This window comes from Thermogemmatispora sp., from assembly GCF_019683635.1.
Classification (GTDB): Bacteria; Chloroflexota; Ktedonobacteria; order Ktedonobacterales; family Ktedonobacteraceae; genus Thermogemmatispora.
Genome location: NZ_JADGIA010000013.1, coordinates 1 through 21,428 on the forward strand (window position 1 = coordinate 1; position 21,428 = coordinate 21,428).

A 21,428-nucleotide genomic window follows, 5' to 3' on the forward strand; every position below is an offset into this window, starting at 1 on the left:
CCCCCAGAGCCACCCGCCCCGTCTCACAGGCACTCAAGGTCACCAGCGAGCAAGAGGCCAGATCAAGATTAAAGACCTCGATGGTACTCAGCTGGCGATCAGCGAGCTGGATAAAGGAGAAATTGGGAGCATCGAGACGGAAGAGGCCGTGAGCTGCAATATGCAACAGAGGCGCCAGCGGACCTTTCTCCAGCAGGCGCGTACTGGTGGCTTCCGTATCAAGATAGCAGGGAGCACCCAACAAGCGGGCCACGGCCTGCGCCTCGCTCACCGCCCACGGCAGGCGCCCGCGATCGGAGAGACCCAGCACCAGCGCCTGGCGCAGTGCCTGGCGGGTTGTCCGCCGGCGCCGACCGCGACGTCGGCAGACCTCCAGCAGTCCCAGAGAGGGGAGATACGAAACTGCCACCCGCTCCACCAGAAACTGCACCCCGTCGAAGAGGCAGTGGAACGGCAGATAGTGCAGCAGGCCATAGGGAACCACCAGCAGATGCTCGCAGGAGTAGAGGACAGGAAGCACCGGATCTAGCAGGAGATGATAGAGCTTCTGCAACAGACCCAGACAGTTCTCCTCTAGCTCCGCCAGCTGACGGGTTGCCTGCCCTGGCGGGGCCGCCGCCGCCTGCCCTGCCAGATCGAGGTTCAGGCGCCAGAGGGTATAGAGGCGCGCCAGCTCAGGCAAGGCCCCCCGCAGACGGCGCCAGCGCAAGTGGCCTGCTGCCAGAGAAAAGACATAGAGATCCTCCCCAGCCAGATAGTACTCCAGCACCACCGTCCGCGGCTCCAGGGAGCTTTGCAGGTCCGCCAGGCGCTCCAGCCAGCCTTCTGCAACCTTTTTCACGGTCCGTGAGGGACAGGTGCCATCTATTGCCGGCAAGCCCAGCTGCTCCAGCAAACGCTCGATCTGTCGCTCACGCCGCCGCATCTCCTGACGGGCGCAGGCCGGGTCAAGCGCAGGCAGGCGCCTGATGGCCGTATCGCTCAGATCAACCGTCTGTTCAGTGCCATAGACGAGCGAGCTGAACCAGGCTTGTTCCTCACGCAGGCGCGCCAGCTCTTCCAGCTGCGCCTCAACCTCTGGCTGCCCCGCCCGCTCGACGTGGACACGGATCTCAACGGTATTGCGCAGATAGTCACCGAGCACCCGTGACTTGGCCTGCTCGACATAGCCCAAAGCCTGGGCCCCATCTCCACGGAGCAAGGCCAGGCGTACCGCCCTTTCATAGAGCGTTCGCTTATCTTCGAGAAAGCTGGCGCGCGCATCAAAGACAAGGCGGGCCTGAATCTCCTCGATCCCCTGGATCGCCCGTGTATAGGCCCGAGCCGCCTCCTCTAACTCCCCACGGCTCTCTGCGAGCTGTCCGCGCAAATCCTCACAGCGATAGACCAGCTCCAGCAGGCCCTGCTCCTGGGCCATCTTCAGCGCCTGAGCACAGAGCGAATCAGCCAGCGCCTCGTCGCCGCGGCTCATAGCAATCTGAGCCTGCAACAAGAGGGCGCGCGCCAACTGGGGCAGGGCTGCCTGCCTGGAGAAGGCCGTAGCCGCGAGACGCACCGCCGCCAGGCTCTCCTCAAGCCGTCCGCTGGCAAACAAGAGTTCTGCCTGCAACAGCGCCAGCGAGGCCGCCGGCACCTCCATGCCGCTGGCCTCCAGAAGCGTGCGCGCCTCCGCTAACAGAGTTTCGGCGCGTCGCAGCTCGTTCATCGCCAGGGCTGCCTGTGCCTGCCACATCAGCGCCAGCGCCAGGTGATGGCGCCCGCGACCGCCAGGAACCGTGCGGAAAAAAGCCGCCGCCTCCTCCGCCAGCTCAGCCGCCTCACGAGCGCGATTCAAACGCAGCAGGCAATAACAGGTCTCGCAAGCCACTTCAGCGGCGGCCAGCGCCAGAGCATGCCGCTGAAAAGTCGTCCGACTGCGTTCAAAGAGGGCGAGGGCGCGGCTAAAATGACCCTGAGCTGCATAGATCTGGGCCATATTCAGCTCCTGACGTGCGACCGCCAGCTCCTGACCGCGATAGGAGGCGAAGATGGCCCGCGCCTGCTCGTGCAGCGCCAGCGCCTCACGGAGGCGTCCCAGGGCGGCCAGGGTGACAGCCTTATTGGCCCAGGCGCGGGCCAGAGGCAGCTCAATCCCCTCGCCGTGGCGGCGATAAGCCTCGATAGCCCGTTCAAAAAGACTGAGGGCCTGGTCGTAGTGACCAAGCTCATAGTGGACGATGGCCGCATTGGCATCCATCTGACCAACGCGCAGCCAATTGCCCTGCCGTAGGAAGATCGCGCGTGCCGCCGCGGCGTCCTGCAGCGCCTCCTGGAAGCGGCCCAGCTGGAGACAAACCGCAATCCGCCCGCTGCGCGTGCGAGCCCAGCCGAGGTGGTCATCGCAGGCCAGAAATGCGGCTCCAGCCGCATCGAAGTCCCGCAATGCCTCCTCATCGCGCTCCAGGCGCCGCAGGGCCTCGGCCCGGGTCAGCAAGCCAAGCCCACAATAGTCGCGCCTCCCCGTCCATTCGCCGATCAACAGCAAGTGGGCGGCCAGGCGTAAAGAAAGCTGCGGCTCATCGTGCCAGCGCCGGTCGGCCTCCCGCTTCAGCCACATGACCAGGCGAGCCAGGGCCGACGGGTCCAGCAAAGGAAGCCGCTTCCTCAGCAAGCGCTGGCCCTCGTCCTCGTCTGTACTCACAAGCAGCTCAGCAAGCAGTTCCCACTGTGCCCCGGTGTTGCCCCTGTGTGCCATACAGAACGTTCCATTCCTGGACCAGGCCGATCCCAATCACCAAGAACCATAATGATACAGAAAATTCAAAAGAAGAAATTCAACAATGGATGGAGAGAAAAAACGCAACAGCGAGCCATTGCCTCACTCCTTTCTCTTCCCCAGCCAGATTCCAAACGTTTGAATGGTCAAAAAATCACGCAATGCCAGCCAGGGGAGGCAGAGAGAGAGGTCGCTGAGCAAAGGCTGGCAGAAGCGGGCGGCGCAGAGAGAGTGCGAACACGCTACTCTGGTAGAGCGAGCTGCAGCGACTCAATGACCACAGTTCCTTCAGGGAACTGCAATTCGAGGGTATAGGTTTCCGGGGCCAGAGCGGAGAAGAGGAAATTGCCCAGCTCATCGATGCGACCAGAGCGCACCGTCCCCGAGGCAGCAGTCAGGCGCACCGGCGTGCCCTGGAGGGCCTCCAGAGCTGTTCCCTTGCGCGTCACAAAGCCGATCAACTCCAGACCATCCTGGCGCGAGGAACCATGTTCTATATGGAGAGAAATGCTAAAATCCTCAGCGCTATAGCGACGCGGCCAGGGCGCCTCAGTCTGTTCCGGTTGGGTCAGGTCACGCTGGTAGGCCAGGCGAGGCTGGGGAGCGAGCAACGTGGCCACAATCCGGCGTGCGCTGGCAGCCATCTGCTCGCCCAGCGACGGACGGCCCGTCCGGGCGGACGCCAGAGGATGGGTCTGGGGAGGAGGGCCATCATCCAGAGGCCACGAAGAGGGCCAGGGCAGCATCTCGCCCATTTCGGCCTCCGTCGGAGTCTCTTCCTCCTGCTCAAGGGCTAGCGAGGCTGCCAGCTCCAACTCAGCGAGGTCTAACTCAGAGAGTGGAGAGGCCTCCGCCAGCCGCGTCTCCGAGGCGAGAAAGTGGGAGAGGACCGCCAACTCCGCCGCACAATGCTGGCAAGTGGCCAGATGGAAACGCACCGCCACAGCGACCTCCTTGTTGAGCAGGCCGAGATAATACTCACCAAGCACCTGAGCCGGGGGGCAGTCCCAACGATAGAGGGATTGAAGCAAAGTTAACTCAAGGCGGCGATAGCTCTCCACCCGGGTTGCACAGGCGGGGCAAGTAGCCAGGTGCTCCAGCACAGCAGGTCGCACCTCCTCGCCGGCCAGATAGGCAAGCATCTCTTCGTCGCTGATAGCGCCCCGTTGACGACATTCCATGAGCGTTTCCTCTGACTGAACTGGATAAGAATGGCTGGCAGCGGCGTCATCTACAGCCCTACTCACCCACGGCTCCAGGCCTCCACTCAGGCCCTCAGCTCACCGGACCAGCGAGGCCGCAGCAGCTATCTGCCTTCTTTCTTCCTTCCTGCGTCTGGTTTGAGCAACCAGCACAGACAGACCCGACCGGCTTCAGGAGTCGAGTCGAGAGGTAAGCCGTCTGCCTACCTGTCTGCTTTCCTGACTTCACCACCAATAAACGGCTACTCCTGCGATTTTAACGCCTTTGGCAGCCGCCTGCAAGAGCAAGGCGGCGAAGCTCCTTACCACGTGAATATCTCTGCGCCTACCTTGGGCCTTCACAGGCTGTGAAACCCGCCTCTGACCGGCCAGGGCGGAGCGAGAGGGATCTGGAGCTGAGCGATCAGCGATTACTCTAGCTGCCCTTCATCAGCGCCTGCAAGCGGCGATTGCGTCGCAGGCGATCGAGCATATTGCGCTTCAGGCGATAGACATCGTTCACCGACGGGAAGAGATGCTGAAAGCGCAGGCAGATCTCTGAGGGCTTCAATCCCTGAACATAGGCCAGATAGATCAGCATGCGCTCCTCCTCGCTATGCAGCTCCTCCAGGATCGCCTGCCAGAGATCCTGAGCCGAGAGCTGAGCCACCACCTCCTCAGCGGGATCGGCGACCGCCGGTTCATGCTCCAGAGCCTCTAACGTCTGCTCAAGCTGCTGAAGCTGCTGCACACGCCCCTCATCGGTTACCACGCTGTGCACGCACATCTTCAGATACTTCAAGAGCGCAGCCAGGGAATCGAACTGCTGGACCCGGCCCGGAGTGAGCGCCTGGGCAAACTTCGCGAAGACCAGGTTCACTACCGACTGGCCGCCATCATGTTCCAACAGCGGGGTGGCCGCCGGATGCTGATGTATCCAACTCAAGACCAGGGGGGCATACTGCTGATAGAGGCAAGCCCAGGCTTCCTCATCGCGCAGCATTAAAGCCCGCCGGAACAGCTCCAGACAGTAGCGCTCGTCCGCCCGATTCTGCTTCAGAAAGCGGCTCGTCTCCTCGGCACAGGCTCGCGCCAGAGCGGGAACCGACCACTGCGCCAAAGGTAACAGGCGTTCATCCGTCTCTGGCCGGGCCGCGGCGCCGCTCGCGACGTCCGGCTGCGGCCCGGTCTCGCCATGAGAAGAAGAGCCGCGAGACTCCATAAGCAGACGCTCCTCCCTGGGTACAGGCCATAGTGAGCGCTCACCAGCCCCAGCCAGCTACTGGGCCTGACTGGCTGCGTGCAAACGCTCTTGCAGTATAGCATCAGCCGCGACGGCTGGCAAGCCCGAGGTGCCCACTCCTGCCCGCCTGTCTCTGCGCCTGCAGGCAGCTCTCCACGCTCCCTACAGGCCCGCTCCACCTGGGGTCGGGCAGTATTCCACCCCCCCGCGTTCTTTCTGCTCCCCTACACCGGTCCAGCATACTCAAGAGCAACCAGGCTTTTCCCGAAATACCAACCATGCAGATTTTATCACAGCAGGCACCTGGAACAGAAACAGCCCCTGACGTGCTAAGAAAGATATCCCAGAAGATACGCTAGGGATGGTACATTTACCCCGTCTATGCTATCATAGATTGACGGTTGCTGCCGACATTCGTCTCAATGGGGAGCGGCGAGCGGACATCATCGGGCAGAGCGAGGCACCCATGCCACAGCAACGACAGACAGTCACTAATCGGCTTGCCGACGTGATCGAGGTCGTTCAGTTAGGACGCAAGACGGGCCTGCTGACGGTCGAGCGTGGGGAAGGCACAGCATTGGAAGAGGGTGCCATCACTTTTGTGAATGGACAGCCTGTGCAGGCACGGCTCGGGCCACATAGCGGCGCAGAAGCCCTCAGACGCCTGAAGCTCTGGGGTCTTTGCCGCTTTGCTTTCGTGCCTTTCAGCCCTCCCTCATCCCCACCACCGCCTTTGCTCGATGGGCACGCTACTCCCGGCTCACTGCCGGCTCTCCCGCAGCGCCAGGGAACCGATCCGCGCATGCGCCGGATGCCCGCACCCCTTCCCTCGGGCCCTCTTGGCTCGCTGTCCTTTTCAGGGTCGGGCACAGGCCCAGATACAGGCCCACGGATCACCCCATCGCTGCCTCCGCGCCAGACTGAGCCTGGACTGGACAGGAGGGTGCCCCTGCCCGGCAGCGGGACTTTCTCCCGCACCCCAAGCCGTGTGCCGCTCTACGACGACGCTTTGCAGCGCCTGGAACAGCTCGGCTTCTCTCGCGCCCATCGCCGGCTCTATCTGCTGATCGATGGTACCCGCACACCAGCCGAGCTGGCCCGCCTGATGGGCCGCAGTGAGGAAGAAGTCCTACGCCTGCTCTCCGATCTGGAGTATGCCGGCCTCGTGGCCCCTTCTTCCTAGTCATTCATTCATTCATTCAAGGATGAATACCTTTTAATAATAAATAGGGTTTTATTAGGCAATAGAGAGGATATGGTGCTCGTCGAGCGCCAACCCTGGCCTCCCGCTGGCCCAGCCTGGCAGCCACCCACTACTCCGCCAGTAGCCAGGCCGGGCATCTTGTGTAATACTCGCCTCCGCCAGGACCGGCGGTCGAATCCGCGGCAGGCCAGGCCACCTCATCCAGTAGGACGGTGCCAGCATCAGTATGTCAGTGCCAGTAGACCGGGGCGCCGCTGGCCGCCCCCTGGATACCAAAGGACGGGTTTTCTCCCATGCGTGATCAAGCGATATCGTCATATCGCCGGCGGGGCCTCTCCCTGACCGCGCGCGTCTCTTTACTCCTGGTTTTTGTCGCTATCGTTCCGCTGCTCATCACCATCGTCGTCAGCCAGTTCATCTCTCTCCCAGCGCTGACTACCCAGGCCCGCACCTCTCTGGATACCGACTCCAGCGAGCGCGTGCAATTGATCAGTAACTACCTGAATGAACGCCTGCTTGACGCCGAGACCCTCGTCCAGGTCCCCTCGGTGATCCAGTTCCTACTCGCTCCCCCCGCTGAGCGCGAAGATCCAAACTTTAGCGTTCACTCACTCTACGCTCTACAGGCAGGAATCAACCGCGATAATCGCTATTCACTCTGGTGCCTCTTTGACGCTCAGGGACACCTGGTACAGTACTGGCCAACCAACGTCCACCCCCAGAACCGAGGCCAGTCTCTCGTGCCTCTCCCCTACCTGCGGCGCGTCGACGCCAACCAGCTCTTTATCTCCGGCGTCTACTACGACAGCGCCCACAATAAGGCTTCGGTCGATATTTATGCTCCCATCACCTATCAGAAGCATGTGATCGGCTTCTTGCGTGCCTCGCTGAATATCGATTTTATCTGGGACACGGTCAACAGCGAGAGCGGCGCCAATGGGCCGGGCAGCTATGCCTTCCTGCTTGACGAGCGCGGGGTGCGCATCGCCGACCCCAATCCCGCGCGCCGCTTCAAGGCGGTGGCCCCTCTCTCGACCCAGGAAATGCAGGATGTCAAAACCGAGGGCCTCTATGGCCTGCAGGGCGATCAGAATAGCCTGCCGCTGCTGGCCGACAACACGCTAGCTGACTCGTTGCGCAGCAGCCAGACGTCTTCGTCCTTCCAGGCTACCCCTGCCAGCGAGAATGAGCCGTACGAGATTCTGCGGCACAAGATGACAGTCGTTCCCTGGACTTACTACGTGCTCAGCCCGGTCAGCACGGTGACGGCAGTGGTGAATAACCAGATGGTGAGCACCATTGTGATCGCAGCGGCCATGCTCCTACTGGCCTCCTTTGTCGGCCTCTGGCTCGGTCAGCGCATCACGCAGCCGATACTGCGCTCGGTTGACCATCTGCGCCGCAGCAGTGAGTCGCTGCAGACGCTGGCGGCCAAGCAGCAGAGTTCGTCTAGCGAACAGCAGTGGGTGATCGATTCCGCCCAGGTGGGCCTGCAGTCGGTACAGTATTATACCGATGCCAGCAATGTGGCCGCTCGCCAGTTGACCTCAATGGTGACGGAGCTGCTACAGCGCTGGCCCCAGCTTGACGCACGCACGGCCCAGCGAGCTTTGCAGGAGATGGCCAATACGGCGCGCTACATTGAACAGGCCATCCAGTACCAGGAGACGAGTAATCAGAAACTGGCGACGGCCATTAAGGTGACCACTCAGGTGAGCGAACAGCTCGCGGCAGGCGCGACTTCGGCGACGAACGCCGCCGAACAGCTGGAGCAGGTGGTGCGCCAGCTCCGCCGCGTGGTTGGCCGCTAGCCTCAGCGTTGCTTGCACCTTTTTCTCGCAGTGGAATAGCTCGACGAGAGAGCAGCGACAGGACGATGCCCACGAGGACGCGGGATCGTCCTGTCGCTTTGTTAGCGCCAGACAATTAAGGAGGTGGGACCGATGTCCATCCAGTTCAGAGGAGAGAAGGCCGGCGCGCTGGTGCCGCTTGGTCCAATTGTGCGCCTCCAGGTACAAACGGCCCCACTGAAGGTGGCCGGGGGTGAGGAAGGGCTGCGCTACGATCCGGCTCCGCTGCGCTCGGTGACCCAGCTCTGGCTATCTGCGTACGGCGTTTTCGCTCTGCTGCCAGATGGTAGCCACCTGCTCGATGTCCATCATCAGGATTATCCAGGCTCACGCAACCGTGGCGGCAAGAATGGCGTATCGCTGGGCTTTACGGCCCACTACCAGGCGATGCGCGCCCGCTTTGGGGAGCATCTGACGGATGGCTGTGCAGGCGAGAATATTTTGATCGCTACTGAGCAAATGCTGCGCCTGGAACAGCTAACGCATGGGTTGCTGATTGTGAGGGCCACCGGAGAACAGCCGGTCGTGCTGACCCGGCTGCGTGTGGCAACACCCTGCCTGGAGTTTACGCGCTTTGCCCTGGGTCCAGAAGCCCTCTTTGCTTCTCCTCCTGAGCTGAAGGCGGCTTTGCAGTTTCTGGATCGTGGTCAGCGCGGCTTTTATGCAACCTGCCCTGCAGAGGAGGCGGTGGCCATCGCCTGCGGCGACCAGGTCTTTGCTTTGCCTGCCCCCCGACCGGAGATGGACTGAGGCCGCCGCAGGTTGACTGAGTGGGCAGATTTGCTGCTGGCTCAGCTCCGTTCAGACGACCGCGCGCTTGAAGGAGCGCAGGCACCAGGCCAGGGCCAGCAGGGCAAGCAGGCCAGCGCAAAGGAAACCCTGCCAGACGGCTACAGCTCCCAGCCTGCCCAGGAACAAGGCCCGCGCCCCTTCTACGATGTAGGCCAGGGGATTGCCGGCGGCCACGTCTCGCAAGAGAGGCGGAGCCAGAGTCAGGGGGAGTGTGATGCCCGAGAGCAGGATGAGCGGGACGCTGACCATGTTGAGCAGGGATGAGAGGGTTTCAGCATTGCGCAACAGGAGGGTCGTCTTGCCCGCCCCATTTGGCCCAAGCAGACCAAAGCACTCCCCTTCCGAGACGTCCAGGGAGAGACCCCGCAGCGCTTCGATGCTGTGGCCCCGTGAGCGATAGCTCTTCCAGAGGTCGCTGACGCTGATCAGTGACATAGTCAGCTGTTTCCTTTCTCTTTTATATACATACAGAATGTATGTATGCGGGCCCAAAAAAAAACTCCGCTTAGGAGTGACGCAGGCCGCGAATGAAGATCTCCACAGCCTCGGTGGCATAGGCGCGCAGAGAAAAGGCTCTGGTATTGAGCAGCCAGAGACTGGTTAGACCCATAATCAGGCTATAGGCGGCGGTGGCCGCCCGTTCGGGGACAATATCAGGGCGAATCTCGCCGGCCTCACGCGCACGACGCAGGAGCGCGGCAAAGTAGGTAATGCTGGCCTGAACAGCCTGCACCTTTTCATCGATGCCGCTCTGCAGCTCGGGCAGCATCCCTGTGCGCAGAGTAGTCAGTTCGAGCATAGCGCGAAAGTCGGCATCCTCTTCAGGATAGCTGAGCCAGGCCAGGAGAATCTGCCGCAGTGTCTCCAGCGGGGTTCCGTCACGCTGATAGAGCGACTGCAGCTTGCGGGCGGCGCGCTGATACTGCTCACGCACCAGGGTATTGAAGAGATCAGCCTTGCTGCCAAAGTGCCACTGGATGGCGCCGCGCGTGGTCCCGGCTCGGCGCGCAATCTCCTCCAGGGTGGTGGCCGCATAGCCCTGCTCCAGAAAACAGCTCAGCGCGGCCTGGAGCAGCTGCTCACGCGTCTGGGCCGCCGCTTCACGCGTTCTCCGCATCGCTTGCACCTCTCTGCATACATACATACCACATGTATGTATCTTTATCAAGAGGGAAGAGGAGATGATCAGCAAGCCAATGGCGTGGCGCTGATACGGCTCTATCCGGCTTTGCAGAGCGGCGCCGCCGGCTATTCGCCATAGGGCACCCAGATATTTTTGACCTGGGTCGCCTCGCGCAGGAACTCCTCCCCCTCGCCCTGGACAGGATCAAGCCAGTCGCGTGGATGGCCATAGTTAACCCAGGTGCGCTTCATGTTGCTGGCCGCGGCCAGCTCGACGCGTTTGCTGCCCTCGGCGCTGCCGAAGTACCAGACCGCCTCGACATCCTCGTGCTCGGCCAGGACCTGAACGAGCGGCTCACGCTCGCCGGTGACGATATTGACGGCCCCGGCGGGCACATCGGAGGTCTCGAAGACCTGGTAGCAGTCGGTGGCGCTCAGCGGGGCCTGCGGCGAGGGGATCACCACCAGGGTATTGCCCATGGCCAGGGCCGGGGCTACCAGCGAGAGGAAGCCCAGCAGCGGGAACTCATCAGGGCAGGCCATACCGATCACCCCCACTGGCTCACGCACGGCCAGGACCATACCACGCAACGGCGGGCGGTGAATGCTGCCCTCGAACTTGTCGCACCAGGCGGCGTAGCTGAAGAGACGCGCGATAGCCGCCTGGACCTCTGCCGCCGCATCGGTATAGGCGCGGCCTGTCTGCTGGACCAGGCGCAAGGCAAACTCTTGCTCGCGGGCGGCCAGGTTCTCGGCAATGTAGAAGAGGACCTGGGCCCGCTGGTGGGGCGTAGCCTCGCGCCAGGAGCGAGCGGCGTGGGCCGCCTCGACGGCGTTGCGGATATCCTTGCGATTGCCAGCGCCGACCTGACCAATGACCATACCCTGGGGGTCGCGCACTGGCAGGCTGTAGCCGCTATCGGGACGGACCTGCCTGCCGCCGATGAAGAGCTTGGGGGTGCGATCGATCGGCGGCATGCGCCCGGCCAGGTCGGCAAAGACCTCGCTGCCGGCCAGGGCCAGACCATTGCTCCCGTGCTCCGCATGACCGTTGCCGCTCTGAGCTTTATGCTCACCGTTCGCCGAGGCTTCCGCCAGTCCACGTCGTCGGCCCGCCCGTCCACTGGCGCCTTCCCAGCGCGGACGTACATATTCGTAGAGGCCCTCCTTGCCGCCCTCGCGCCCGAAGCCGCTCTCGCGATAGCCACCGAAGCCGCATGAGGCGTCGAAGAGATTGGTGGCATTGATCCAAACGGTGCCTGCCTGCAAGCGCGCGGCCACATCCAGGGCCAGATTAATATTCTCGCTCCACACGCTGGCCGCCAGTCCGTAACGCGTGTTGTTAGCCAGCGTTACTGCTTCCTCCGGCGTACGGAAGGTCATGGTGACGAGCACGGGACCAAAGATCTCGACCTGGGCGATGGTCATGGCCGGGGCCACATTGGTGAAGAGGGTTGGCGGAAAGAAATAGCCTTCGCGTGGGCAAGCCGTTGACGGCTGCCAGAGCTGGGCCCCTTCTTCGACACCGCGCTCGACCAGGCGACGAATCTCGCGCAGCTGAGCCTCCGAGACGATGGCCCCGATATCGATGGCCTTATCCAGCGGATCGCCGACGCGCAGCTTCTCCATCCGCGCTTGTACCTTGGCGACCAGGCGCTCGGCAATGCTCTCCTGGACAAGCAGGCGCGAACCAGCGCAGCAGACCTGGCCCTGGTTGAACCAGATGGCGTCGACGACTCCTTCGACCACGCTGTCCAGGTCAGCATCATCAAAGACCACGAAGGGCGATTTGCCGCCCAGCTCTAGCGAGAGACGCTTGCCGGAGCCGGCGGTGGCCCGGCGAATGGCGCGGCCCACCTCAGTGGAACCAGTGAAAGCGATCTTATTGACGTCGGGATGGCGCACCAGAGCCTCGCCAACCTGCCCGGCCTCGCCAGTAACAATGTTGACAACTCCCGGGGGCAGGCCAATCTCTTCGACAATTTCGGCAAATTTCATGGCCGTCAGGGGAGTGTAGCGCGCCGGCTTGAGAACAACTGTGTTGCCCATGGCCAGGGCCGGGGCCACTTTCCAGGCCAGCATGAGCAAGGGGAAGTTCCAGGGAATGATCTGGCCCACAACTCCCAGCGGCTCATAGCCCGCCAGCTCGCTCTCCATGAGCTGAGCCCAGCCGGCATGATAGTAGAAATGGCGCGCGACCAGCGGAATATCAATGTCACGCGTCTCACGAATGGGCTTCCCATTATCGAGGGTCTCCAGGACAGCGAGCAGACGCGCATGCTTCTGAATATGGCGGGCGATGGCATAGAGGTAGCGCGCCCGCACGTGGCCAGGGGTCTTGCTCCAGCCGGGAAAGGCCCGCCGCGCCGCGGCTACAGCGGCATCGACATCGGCGGCGTTGCCCGCGGCTACACGCGCCAGGACTTTCCCCGTGGCCGGATTGATCGTTTCCAGATATTGGCCACTGGCCGGCTTGACACGACGATTGTTGATGAACAGGTCAAACGGCTGACGCTGGGCCAACCACTGCAGAGCAGACTCTGCCGCCTCGGGCGCCGGCCCATACTCCATTGACTCAAATAGCTCTAAGACACCCATAGCAATGATGCGCCCCTCCCTCAACGTCTCGCAAGAGAGCCGATGACAGGCAGTCTGTCGGTAGGGCTATTGTATCCCGCCTCACGCCCCGGCGGCAAGTCCCCGGCTCGCCAGCCTGCTCTCTCCTCTCCACCGTGGGCGCCTGGAAGCGCCAACAGCGAGCGATACGGCAGTCGAGCAGAATGCCAGCATCAGCCAGGTCTCCTTCTCCCTTGCCGATATGATGACTATAAGACAAAGCGTTCATTGCGAGCCGCCAGGGCCAGGGGTGGAGATGCGCAAACCAAACAAGGAATGCTTTTTTTTCTTGTCACTGGCTGGGAGGGAAGCCGGGGGAGAGCGACCACAGACCGCTTTCGCCGGTAAAATGATTATTTTCATCATGAACCTCGAAGCTCCCGGCCATCTGGCTGCCCACCTTGATCATCCCCTCGAAGACCAGGCTCGCCTTGCCGCCGTAAATAGGAACCGTGAAATGGACTGCGCCTTTCTGATCCAGCGTCCCTGAGAAAGGTCCGCTCTGCCCCAGGCCGCTGAAAAAGCCAGAGAAGCGCCCCTGATGCTGTTGCAGATGGGAGAGCACCAGGAGAGTACGCGTATTGGTCAGCATATCCTGGGCAGTGCCTACATAATCGGCAAAGAGGGCCGGATAGGGATAGGCGTCACCTGCCAGCGGCACCTGCGACGAGGCGCTGGACGTCGCGCGCGCTGGCGCTGTTGGTGTTAGCGGGGCAGAGAAGCGGACCAGCAGCGAGCGCAGCGGGCTGTTCAGTCCGATTATGAATGCACCCGCCACCAGCGTCAACACCAGCGCCAGGACGAGCGCGCTCAGCACCAGACGGCGCCGCTGACGATACGCCTGCCGGCGGCTCTCCTGGATCTTGCGTTCCGGGAATAGCTCGGTCGAAGCGGCCATCGCCTCTAGCGAGGGCGTTGCTTGCTCGCGAGCCGTTGTCACCTCTGGATCAATGCGAGCGTGGCTGACGACAGCACGCCAGAACTCGCGCACGCTGGCAAAACGCTCCTGACTGTTCAGGGCCAGGGCGCGCTGGAGATCCTCGCTCACAGCGCGCGGCAGCTCGGGGATCAGCTCGTGGGCGGGCCGCAGGGGATCACTCTCCGCTCCGTTTTGGAGCAGGAGCACGCGCTCAAAGGCATCGCAGGGGAACTGGCCTGTCAGCAGGGTATAGAGCGTTGCCCCCAGCCCATAGACATCGGTGCGTATATCGGTGCGTCCTCGCCCCCCATACTGCTCCGGCGCCGCGTAACCAGGGGTGCCCTGGCGAATCGTCGTCGTCATGCCATCAGGAATATAGAGCTTGGCCAGACCGAAATCGACCAGCACGGCACCACGCCCAGCGGCAGGTACAATGATATTCGACGGCTTGATGTCACGGTGGATGACGGGCGGCTGCTGGCTATGCAAATAGTCAAGAGCATCGATGATCGGCTCCAGCGTCGTCAGCAGATGGGACAACGGAATGCGCCGCCCGGGGGTGAGGCGCCGCAGCTCCTCCAGGTTGGCGCCGCGGATATAATCCATCAATAAATAGCTGCGCTGGTTGCGCACATCATCGAAAAAGCGATAGACGCGTGGTAAGGCCGGATGCTGTAGCCGCATCAGCAGACTGGCCTCCAGGGCCAGGCTGCGCCGCTCGCGCTCGGTGGCCGTCATAACTTCTTTGAGGGCAAAGAGCTTGCCGGAGCCACGCAGTTCCATCACCAGGTAGACCGAACCGAACCCTCCTGTGCCCAGGCAAGCTTCGACACGATAGCGGGTCTGAGTGGGATCTTTAATGATAGATCCCGTTCTCAGCCTGGCCTCTGTCCTCTGCATCGCTGACTCCAGCTTATCGCTACGCTTGTGGACAATATTTTCTCCATTATACGAGTTGATCGATAGATAAACAAGAGTTATGCAACTTTCTCTCTCGCCAGCGTTCATGTCCTGGGTAGGAGAATGACGGATACTTTTCTGAGGGCTACAGAGCTATAGCTACGGATAGTACGATATTTCATTCTCTACTATCAAGAAGCCGATATCTGGTGTCTTCCAGCATTTTGCGCGGGCCACCCGGACGGCTTCTACCACACGGAGGCCAGGCCGATGAGTATTCCAGAGCATCTGGCAATGCTAAGGCGGGGCGTAGAAGCCTGGAATCACTGGCATCTGCACAAACGGCCATTGGTGTTCGCCAGGCCCAGTCCTATTTATGGCCAGGGGCCGGATCTCAGCGGGGCCGATCTGCAGCAGGCCATGCTCGCAGGGATCAATCTCTGCACTACGAACCTGCGTGGCGCTAATTTGCGCCAGGCCGATTTACATGGAGCTGATCTAGGGCTGGCCGATTTGCGGGAGGCCATTCTCCACGGGGCTAATCTCTGCCAATCCTGCCTTGCCGCAGATCTACGCGGCGCCGATCTGCGAGAGGCATGGCTGGCAGGTGCCGATCTGCGCGGCTCCTGGCTCAATGCACATACCAGACTGGAGGGAGTTCTTTTGCAAGACACTGAGCATGGCAGCGCGCGAGTCGCTGGCCTCGACTGGTCGCAGGTCAGGCTTGCCACCATCGCCTGGGAACGAGTCGATCTGCTGGGCGATGAAGAGATTCTCTTGGCGCCACACATCCACAAGGAAGAGCCAGGGGCCAGCTACGAGCTTCTGCAGGCATATGAACGCCTGTGGCAGTATGAAAGCGCAATTCAGGCTTACGAGACCCTTCACCAGGCGCTCAAGGAGCAGGGACTGCCAGCACAGGCTGCACGCTTCCGGGCACGAGCACGCTCGCTCCGGCGACAGCAAGGCAGAGAACGCTTTTTCCCTCTGTAAGGGGAGCGGGGAGCGCAGCCGCTGAGGCAAGCTGCTTCTCAAGGAGCGGCGTCCGCTCTCTTCTCCCAGTCAGCGGGTATAGCCATCACGTCAGACACGGCGATCAGCGAGCAGAGCAGACGAGCAAGGGCCTGGTGCTTCTCATCAACGCTACAGGAGGCCATCGCCCCAAGAGATGGTTCGCCTGGCTTTCACATTCACAGCCAGGCTTCGTGTCCTCTGAAGAGTGGATTGGCTTGTGTAAAAATTCTATCTTACTCATAACCATCTTCGTTCGTTCTACCACCAGAAAGCGCTTCTATCTCGGACCTAACCATTCGGACCGAACCAAAGGCAGGGAGAAGTCGATCTCAGGAGGAGAGCCTATGAGAAACTGCGTGCGTTGTCGCCCCAAGATGGGCAGTCTTCTGCAGGTGTTCATCATACTCTGTCTTATTTCGCTCGCCTGGGCACCAGGGCTAAGAGCCACTCCGAAGGCGGCGGCCTCCCCTGCGGCCTTTGTGCGCATCATGCATGCCTCGCCCGATATCGGCGTCGCCGACGTCTTTCTCGATGGGCAGCGCGCCCTGAGCAACTTCCAGTTCGGCACGGTGACGGACTATCTGGCCATTCCTCCGGGACCGCACAAGGTGCAGGTGGCATTGATCGGCAAGGGGCCAGACGCGGCGGTGATTTCACAGACCCTGTCGGTTGAGCCCGGCTTCGCCTATACGGTGGCAGCCATTGGCGTTCAAGCAACCGGCCTGTCCCTGGTAGTTTTCAAGGAGGATAACAGCCTGGTGACCGGCAAGGCCAAGCTGCGCTTCTATCAGCTCTCGCCCGAGGGCGGGCCGGCTACGCTGAGTGCTAATGGCACCCCGCTCATTAAGAACCTGCAGTATCTACAGGCCAGCGACTATACCCTGCTGGCCCCGGGCCGCTATACGTTCGACGTAGACCTGGCGCAGCAGCACGTGTCTCAACAGACAACGCTGGAGGTGGCAGCCAACCAGATTACCAGTATTTTCAGCATCGGGTTACCCCTGGGGACGCCAAAGCTGGAGCTGGTGGCGCGTCAGGTTGCAGGGACGCCCGGTCTGCCGGACACTGGCAGCGACCCCGGAACCTCGGCCACTCCGCCTGTTCAGGCTGGCGTGCCCTTGGCTTTGCCACTGATTCTGACGCTGCTTCTGCTTTTAATCGGTGGATCTGCAACTCTCTTGCTGCGCAGCCGACGCTAAGGACCGGCCAAGGCGAGCAAGGCAGTTGAGAGGCTCTCGTAGACGTTGGATTATGCCAGGGTTGAAGACGCTGCTGTGGGCCTGCTCTCTGCTGGCTCTCCTGCTCTCGCTGAGCAGCTGCGGCTCGACCGGGGCGGCTATTGTTCAAGTCCGTGACGGTCAGCCGCTGCTGATGGGGGAGGCCAGCCATCCCGATCGCTCGCCGCGCTCGATGAGCGGCCAGCCAGGAGTGCCGACGCGCCTGCGCATTCCGGCTATTGGCGTGGATGCTACCGTTGAGGCGGTGGGGATAACGACCAGCGGCGAGCTGGAGGTGCCGACGCGTCAGCCCTGGGACGACGTGGGCTGGTACCGGCTTGGTCCGCGCCCTGGCGAGCGCGGCAGCGCGGTGATCGATGGGCATCTCGACCGCCCAGGGGGAGCACCGGCTGTCTTCTGGCGCCTGCGCGAGCTGCAGCCGGGCGCCGTCGTTCAGGTGCTCGATGCCCAGGGAGCATGGTGGTCTTTCCGGGTACGTGCTCTGGCCTACTATCCGCCGACGCAGGCTCCACTGCAACAGATTTTTGCCGATACCAGTGGCCATTACCTTAATCTGATCACCTGCGCTGGCGACTGGATCGCCAGTGAGCATCAGACCCAGCTCCGCCTTGTCGTCTACACAACACTGATCGCCTGACGCGGGACAGCCGCGTCGCGTGCCCCGCGTCAGGTCGGCGAGCCGGGTGGCTCGGCCCACTAGACCAGGGGATTATAGTGAGCAGCGGCGTAATGGCCGGTGACGAAGTAAGAGAGCTGGCGCTCGATATCAGAGAGCAGACCACTGGCGCCAATACGGAAGAGGCGGCTGTTAAGCCACTCGTCGCCTAGCTCTTCTTTCATGAGGATCAGCCAGTCGAGGGCCGTTTTGGCGCTGCGAATGCCGCCGGCAGGCTTCAGGCCAACCCGGTAGCCCGTGCGCTCGTAGTAGTCGCGAATGGCGCGCGTCATCACCAGGCCCACTGGCAGGGTTGCATTGACCGCCTCCTTGCCGGTGGAGGTCTTAATGAAATCAGCCCCAGCCATCATGCAGACCAGGCTGGCCATACCAACGTTGCGCAGCGTGGCCAGTTCGTGCGTCGCCAGGATGGTCTTCATGTGGGCTTCTCCACAGGCCATACGAAAAGCTCGCACTTCGTCGTAGAGGGCCTGCCAGTTGCCGGTCAGAACATGGGCACGCGAGATGACTATGTCGATCTCACGAGCACCGGCCCGCACCGAGGCCGCGATTTCGGCGAGCTTCTGCTCCAAAGCGATCTGGCCGGCAGGGAAGCCAGTAGAGACCGCAGCCACAGGGATCTGGGTACCGCGCAGAGCAGCCACGGCCACTGAGACCAGGTTGTGGTAGACGCAAACCGCCGCCACCTGGATGCGCTCCTCGGGAACCCCAAGCGCCTCTAGTAGCTCGCTGCGCACAGGATGACGCGCTTTGGCACAAAGCCGGCGCACGGTGCCAGGCGTATCGTCCCCGGCCAGGGTAGTCAAATCCAGGCAGGTGATGGCTCGCAGCAGCCAGGCAGCCTGCCATTCGCGTTTGACAGTGCGGCGCGTCGGCAGGGTGGCTGCCCGGCGCTCGACCGCGCTGCGATTGACGTGCACTTCGCGCAGCCAGCCCAGATCGAGCGGCACACCTGGATTACGCTCATCCCGCGGCTGCTCTTCTTGCTCCTGCGGCATCACCGGCGGCTCGGGGCGCGCACCCACGCTCTGCTCTTGCGCCTCTGGCACTCTTTTAATCGTAGTCACTGCTCTTCCCCCATAACATTGGCGGGCGCCACTTGCAGGCCAGCGCTGCTCCAGACAGGCCCTCACTGGACACGCTAGCACCGACAGTGGCCCGGCCTTAGTCGAAGGCCCGCTTCACTTCAGCTCCCTTCGCTTCTTTGCCCTCTATCATCTTGCACGAGCCAGGCTTTGTCAAGGTGCTGCTCACTTGCTCGTCTGTCGCGACGCTTCGGAGAAAGGTCAAGGTGAGGGCGAAGCAGCCGAGGGGATGACCGGCAGGACCAGGGCCGAGGGATGAGCGCGGTCGTGGTAAATGCGCTGTTCGGCCACAGCCATCTCGCTGGTCAGGCCCAACGCCGCCCCGGTATTCAGATTACGGTCGTACTTGGGGAAGGCACTAGAGCTGAGCTGCAGGCAAATACGATGGCCAGCTTTGAAGACCTGAGCCGTATTCCAGCAATCGATCTCATACTGATAGATGCGGCCCGGTTCGATCAGCGCCGGGCGCTCCATCCCTTCGCGGAAGCGGGCGCGGACCATGCCATCGCAGAGGCGCTGACGAAAGCCGTTCGGCCAGACGTCGAGGAGCATGGCCACGAAGTCGGTATCGGGCGCTGACGAGGAGGCGTACAGCTCCAGGCGCACGGGGCCGGTCACCTCCAGGTCCTCTTTGAGCGGCTCGCTGACATAGACGAGGACGTCATCGCGGCGCTGGATGGCGGCGTAATCATCGGGGCCACCGATCTGCGTAGAGGTTGGCTCAGTGATGAAAGGCATGGGCCGAGCGGGATCGTAGCGGTAGCTGTCATACGGCTCATCAGCTACGGGAGGCTCTGTAGAGAGGTGCCCGTCACCAAAACGGCTGTTGGCAGCCCCGCCGCTGTGCAGGTAGAAGCGCGTCCAGCGCGTACGCGCCAGGGGCCACTCCTGCTCATCGCGCCAGTAGTTGGCTCCCATGATGAAAAGGCGCACCGGTGCCGGTTGCGGCTCCTGGCGTCGCCCTTTGAGGAAGCGATCGAACCAGCGTCGTTCTTCGGCATCGAGATCGATCAGAGCCTGGGGACCAAAGTCGATCTCTCCTAGCTTGCGGCTCGTGTTCACCTGGTGCCCCCAGGGACCCATAAGCAGGCGCTGATTGGCACGAGCCTCGGGCGTGGCGGCGCACGTAGTCATGCCGATGTAGTTAAGAGGGGTACCAATCTGCTCGTCATCGTACCAGCCGGAGATATGCAGGACCGGCACGGTCAGCTCCTCAAAGCGGCGCTGGTAGCAGAGAGGTAGCCAGTAGTCATCAAGTGCGGCATGAGCGATCTGCTCACGCCAGTGGGGATTGAAGCGCCCGGCGCGCTCATCCATAGTGAGCAGGGGAAGATGCCAGTAGACCTGCTCCCAGTCAACCAGCTCCATTGGCTGAGTGACGCGCCCGCTGACGTAGTGTTCCCAGCAGAGATGCATGGGACTGGGAAGGCCAGTCGGTATTTCAACAAAAGGATCGGAGGGCGCGACCAGCACCACCATCGCCTTGAGGTGGGGCGGCTGCTCCAGAGCCGCGAGCCACTGAATGCGGCCCGCGTAGGAGGCGCCCAGGGTGCCTACATTGCCATCGCACCAGTCCTGGGCGGCACACCACTCGATGGCATCGTAGCCGTCAGGCCCCTCGTGGCGATAGGGAATGAACTCACCGTCGGAGTCGCCGCGTCCTCGCACATCCATCGCCACAAAAGCATAGCCATAGCGCACAAAGGCCAAAGCCCGCTGAGCTATTTGGGCCTGGGCTTTCAAATAGGGTGTGCGCAGGAGGATGGCCGGCCACGGCCCCTTTCCCTGGATTGGCAGATAGACATCGGCGGACAGCGTGACACCATCGCGCAGCGGGACGCGACGATTGAAGAGCACGCGCGCCTGATTCGACACCGAGAGAGGCATCGCTGCGTGTCCTTTCTGGCCTGCTGTACTGTGGCCTGATAGAGCCGCTGGCGCTCCGCAGCGGCAGGCTCGCCTCCGGAGCGCCAGTTAGATGAGAGAAGAGAAGAACAGAAAGCGCGCTATGTTTCTCCCCACCCCAGCGCTCAGGCGGGGAAGCTCGCCTTCTGTTGGGCATGGAAGGGGGCTAGAGACTCATTGGCGGTCACGCTTCCCTCCAGACGCGCGACCAGCTCAGCGAAGTGGCTCCCGGCGAGAGCCAGCACCATCTGCGACGGCTCCATACCCACATAGGTGCGCGCCCCCACGCAGCCGAAGCTGAGCGAGGGCTGGCCCGTACGCAGCGTACGGGGAATGATGCCACAGGTCGGACGCCCAAAGGCGAGCTGGCCCCCTTCCAGCCAGTTGACCGCTCCTTGCGCCTCGGCCACCAGCATCGCCTGCTGAGCATTCAAGAGTGCCAGCACGATATCCGGCTCCAGCGGGAAGCGATCGAGACGTCCATAGACAATGGCCGCGTGCTTCTTCTCCACGACCGGCAGACCGCGCAGCTCTTCGGGCGCGAAGTAGCCGACGTTCGCCATTGTCTGCACGAGAGAGCGCCCCCGCTCGTCCAGAGATTGGGGGGAGAGAAAGCCCATAGTGATCATGCCGATGGGACACTGCTGATGATCACTGGCAGTCGCATAAAAGACGCCCTGCTCGGCCAGGCGCCAGAAAGTACAAGCCGAAGGAACACCTGTCGTCGTACGCTCAACTCCCAGCGGGACCTCATCGACGAAGGCTAGCCCCACCGGGGGCCGGACCAGCCCCAATAAGGACGAAAAACGCTCTACCACATTGCGATCAATCACACAAAACCGTCCTTTCTAGCAACAGGCAAGCAAGGCCAGAAACAGAAACGCCTGAGCTGCTCTGCTCATGCTCAGTGATCGGCGAACAGCTAGCC

General features: G+C 62.1%; 16 protein-coding genes. 6 read left to right on the forward strand and 10 right to left on the reverse strand.

Going from position 1 to position 21,428, the window contains the following annotated elements:
• The 3 genes from IRZ31_RS02905 to IRZ31_RS02915 form a co-directional block, all read right to left on the reverse strand.
• Positions 1 to 2,734: CHAT domain-containing protein (locus IRZ31_RS02905; RefSeq protein WP_297149352.1), on the reverse strand; the 2,734-nt coding region annotated here is incomplete at its 3' end.
• Between the two features lie 263 nt (positions 2,735 to 2,997).
• Positions 2,998 to 3,936 (reverse strand): hypothetical protein, encoded by a 939-nt coding sequence (locus IRZ31_RS02910; protein ID WP_297149353.1) that lies wholly within the window; start codon positions 3,934 to 3,936, stop codon positions 2,998 to 3,000.
• 436 nt (positions 3,937 to 4,372) lie between these two features.
• Complete coding sequence (locus IRZ31_RS02915) at positions 4,373 to 5,158, reverse strand: hypothetical protein (RefSeq protein WP_297149355.1); 786 nt, start codon at positions 5,156 to 5,158, stop codon at positions 4,373 to 4,375.
• A 382-nt stretch (positions 5,159 to 5,540) separates the two neighbouring features.
• Here IRZ31_RS02915 and IRZ31_RS02920 point away from each other — a divergent pair, with 382 nt between their 5' ends.
• The 3 genes from IRZ31_RS02920 to IRZ31_RS02930 all read left to right on the forward strand — a co-directional run bounded on the left by IRZ31_RS02920 (position 5,541) and on the right by IRZ31_RS02930 (position 8,983).
• Positions 5,541 to 6,362 (forward strand): DUF4388 domain-containing protein, encoded by an 822-nt coding sequence (locus IRZ31_RS02920; RefSeq protein ID WP_297149357.1) that lies wholly within the window; start codon positions 5,541 to 5,543, stop codon positions 6,360 to 6,362.
• 314 nt (positions 6,363 to 6,676) lie between these two features.
• Positions 6,677 to 8,194, forward strand: coding sequence for a sensor histidine kinase (locus IRZ31_RS02925; RefSeq protein WP_297149359.1), 1,518 nt, complete (start codon positions 6,677 to 6,679; stop codon positions 8,192 to 8,194).
• 132 nt (positions 8,195 to 8,326) lie between these two features.
• The gene (locus IRZ31_RS02930) at positions 8,327 to 8,983 is read left to right on the forward strand and encodes a hypothetical protein (protein ID WP_297149360.1); all 657 of its coding nucleotides are present in this window, start codon (positions 8,327 to 8,329) and stop codon (positions 8,981 to 8,983) included.
• Positions 8,984 to 9,034: 51 nt separating this feature from the next.
• On the opposite strand, the gene IRZ31_RS02935 is transcribed toward IRZ31_RS02930, so the two are convergent.
• From IRZ31_RS02935 to IRZ31_RS02950, 4 genes are all read right to left on the reverse strand, one after another.
• The gene (locus tag IRZ31_RS02935; protein WP_297149363.1) at positions 9,035 to 9,460 is read right to left on the reverse strand and encodes an ABC transporter permease; all 426 of its coding nucleotides are present in this window, start codon (positions 9,458 to 9,460) and stop codon (positions 9,035 to 9,037) included.
• 70 nt (positions 9,461 to 9,530) lie between these two features.
• Positions 9,531 to 10,142 carry a TetR family transcriptional regulator gene (locus tag IRZ31_RS02940; protein ID WP_297149365.1) on the reverse strand — a complete coding sequence of 204 codons (612 nt, stop codon included), beginning with the start codon at positions 10,140 to 10,142 and terminating at the stop codon, positions 9,531 to 9,533.
• 131 nt (positions 10,143 to 10,273) lie between these two features.
• Positions 10,274 to 12,745 carry an aldehyde dehydrogenase family protein gene (locus IRZ31_RS02945; protein ID WP_297149367.1) on the reverse strand — a complete coding sequence of 824 codons (2,472 nt, stop codon included), beginning with the start codon at positions 12,743 to 12,745 and terminating at the stop codon, positions 10,274 to 10,276.
• Between the two features lie 310 nt (positions 12,746 to 13,055).
• On the reverse strand, positions 13,056 to 14,582 hold the full coding sequence (locus tag IRZ31_RS02950) for a serine/threonine-protein kinase (RefSeq protein WP_297149369.1): 1,527 nt from the start codon (positions 14,580 to 14,582) through the stop codon (positions 13,056 to 13,058).
• Positions 14,583 to 14,852: 270 nt separating this feature from the next.
• Between IRZ31_RS02950 and IRZ31_RS02955 the strand changes: the two genes are divergently transcribed.
• The 3 genes from IRZ31_RS02955 (at position 14,853) to IRZ31_RS02965 (ending at position 17,471) form a co-directional block, all read left to right on the forward strand.
• Positions 14,853 to 15,575 (forward strand): pentapeptide repeat-containing protein, encoded by a 723-nt coding sequence (locus tag IRZ31_RS02955; protein ID WP_297149371.1) that lies wholly within the window; start codon positions 14,853 to 14,855, stop codon positions 15,573 to 15,575.
• A gap of 365 nt (positions 15,576 to 15,940) precedes the next feature.
• The gene (locus tag IRZ31_RS02960) at positions 15,941 to 16,795 is read left to right on the forward strand and encodes a DUF4397 domain-containing protein (protein WP_297149373.1); all 855 of its coding nucleotides are present in this window, start codon (positions 15,941 to 15,943) and stop codon (positions 16,793 to 16,795) included.
• A 52-nt stretch (positions 16,796 to 16,847) separates the two neighbouring features.
• Entirely contained in the window at positions 16,848 to 17,471 is a 624-nt protein-coding gene (locus IRZ31_RS02965) for a class F sortase (protein WP_297149375.1), read from the forward strand.
• 59 nt (positions 17,472 to 17,530) lie between these two features.
• Here the strand turns inward: IRZ31_RS02965 and deoC are convergent, their stop codons facing one another.
• The 3 genes from deoC to IRZ31_RS02980 form a co-directional block, all read right to left on the reverse strand.
• On the reverse strand, positions 17,531 to 18,508 hold the full coding sequence (gene deoC, locus IRZ31_RS02970; protein WP_363325631.1) for a deoxyribose-phosphate aldolase: 978 nt from the start codon (positions 18,506 to 18,508) through the stop codon (positions 17,531 to 17,533).
• A gap of 288 nt (positions 18,509 to 18,796) precedes the next feature.
• On the reverse strand, positions 18,797 to 20,482 hold the full coding sequence (locus IRZ31_RS02975) for a CocE/NonD family hydrolase (RefSeq protein ID WP_297149379.1): 1,686 nt from the start codon (positions 20,480 to 20,482) through the stop codon (positions 18,797 to 18,799).
• A gap of 143 nt (positions 20,483 to 20,625) precedes the next feature.
• On the reverse strand, positions 20,626 to 21,333 hold the full coding sequence (locus IRZ31_RS02980) for a DUF169 domain-containing protein (protein WP_297149381.1): 708 nt from the start codon (positions 21,331 to 21,333) through the stop codon (positions 20,626 to 20,628).
• Positions 21,334 to 21,428: the final 95 nt, after the last annotated feature.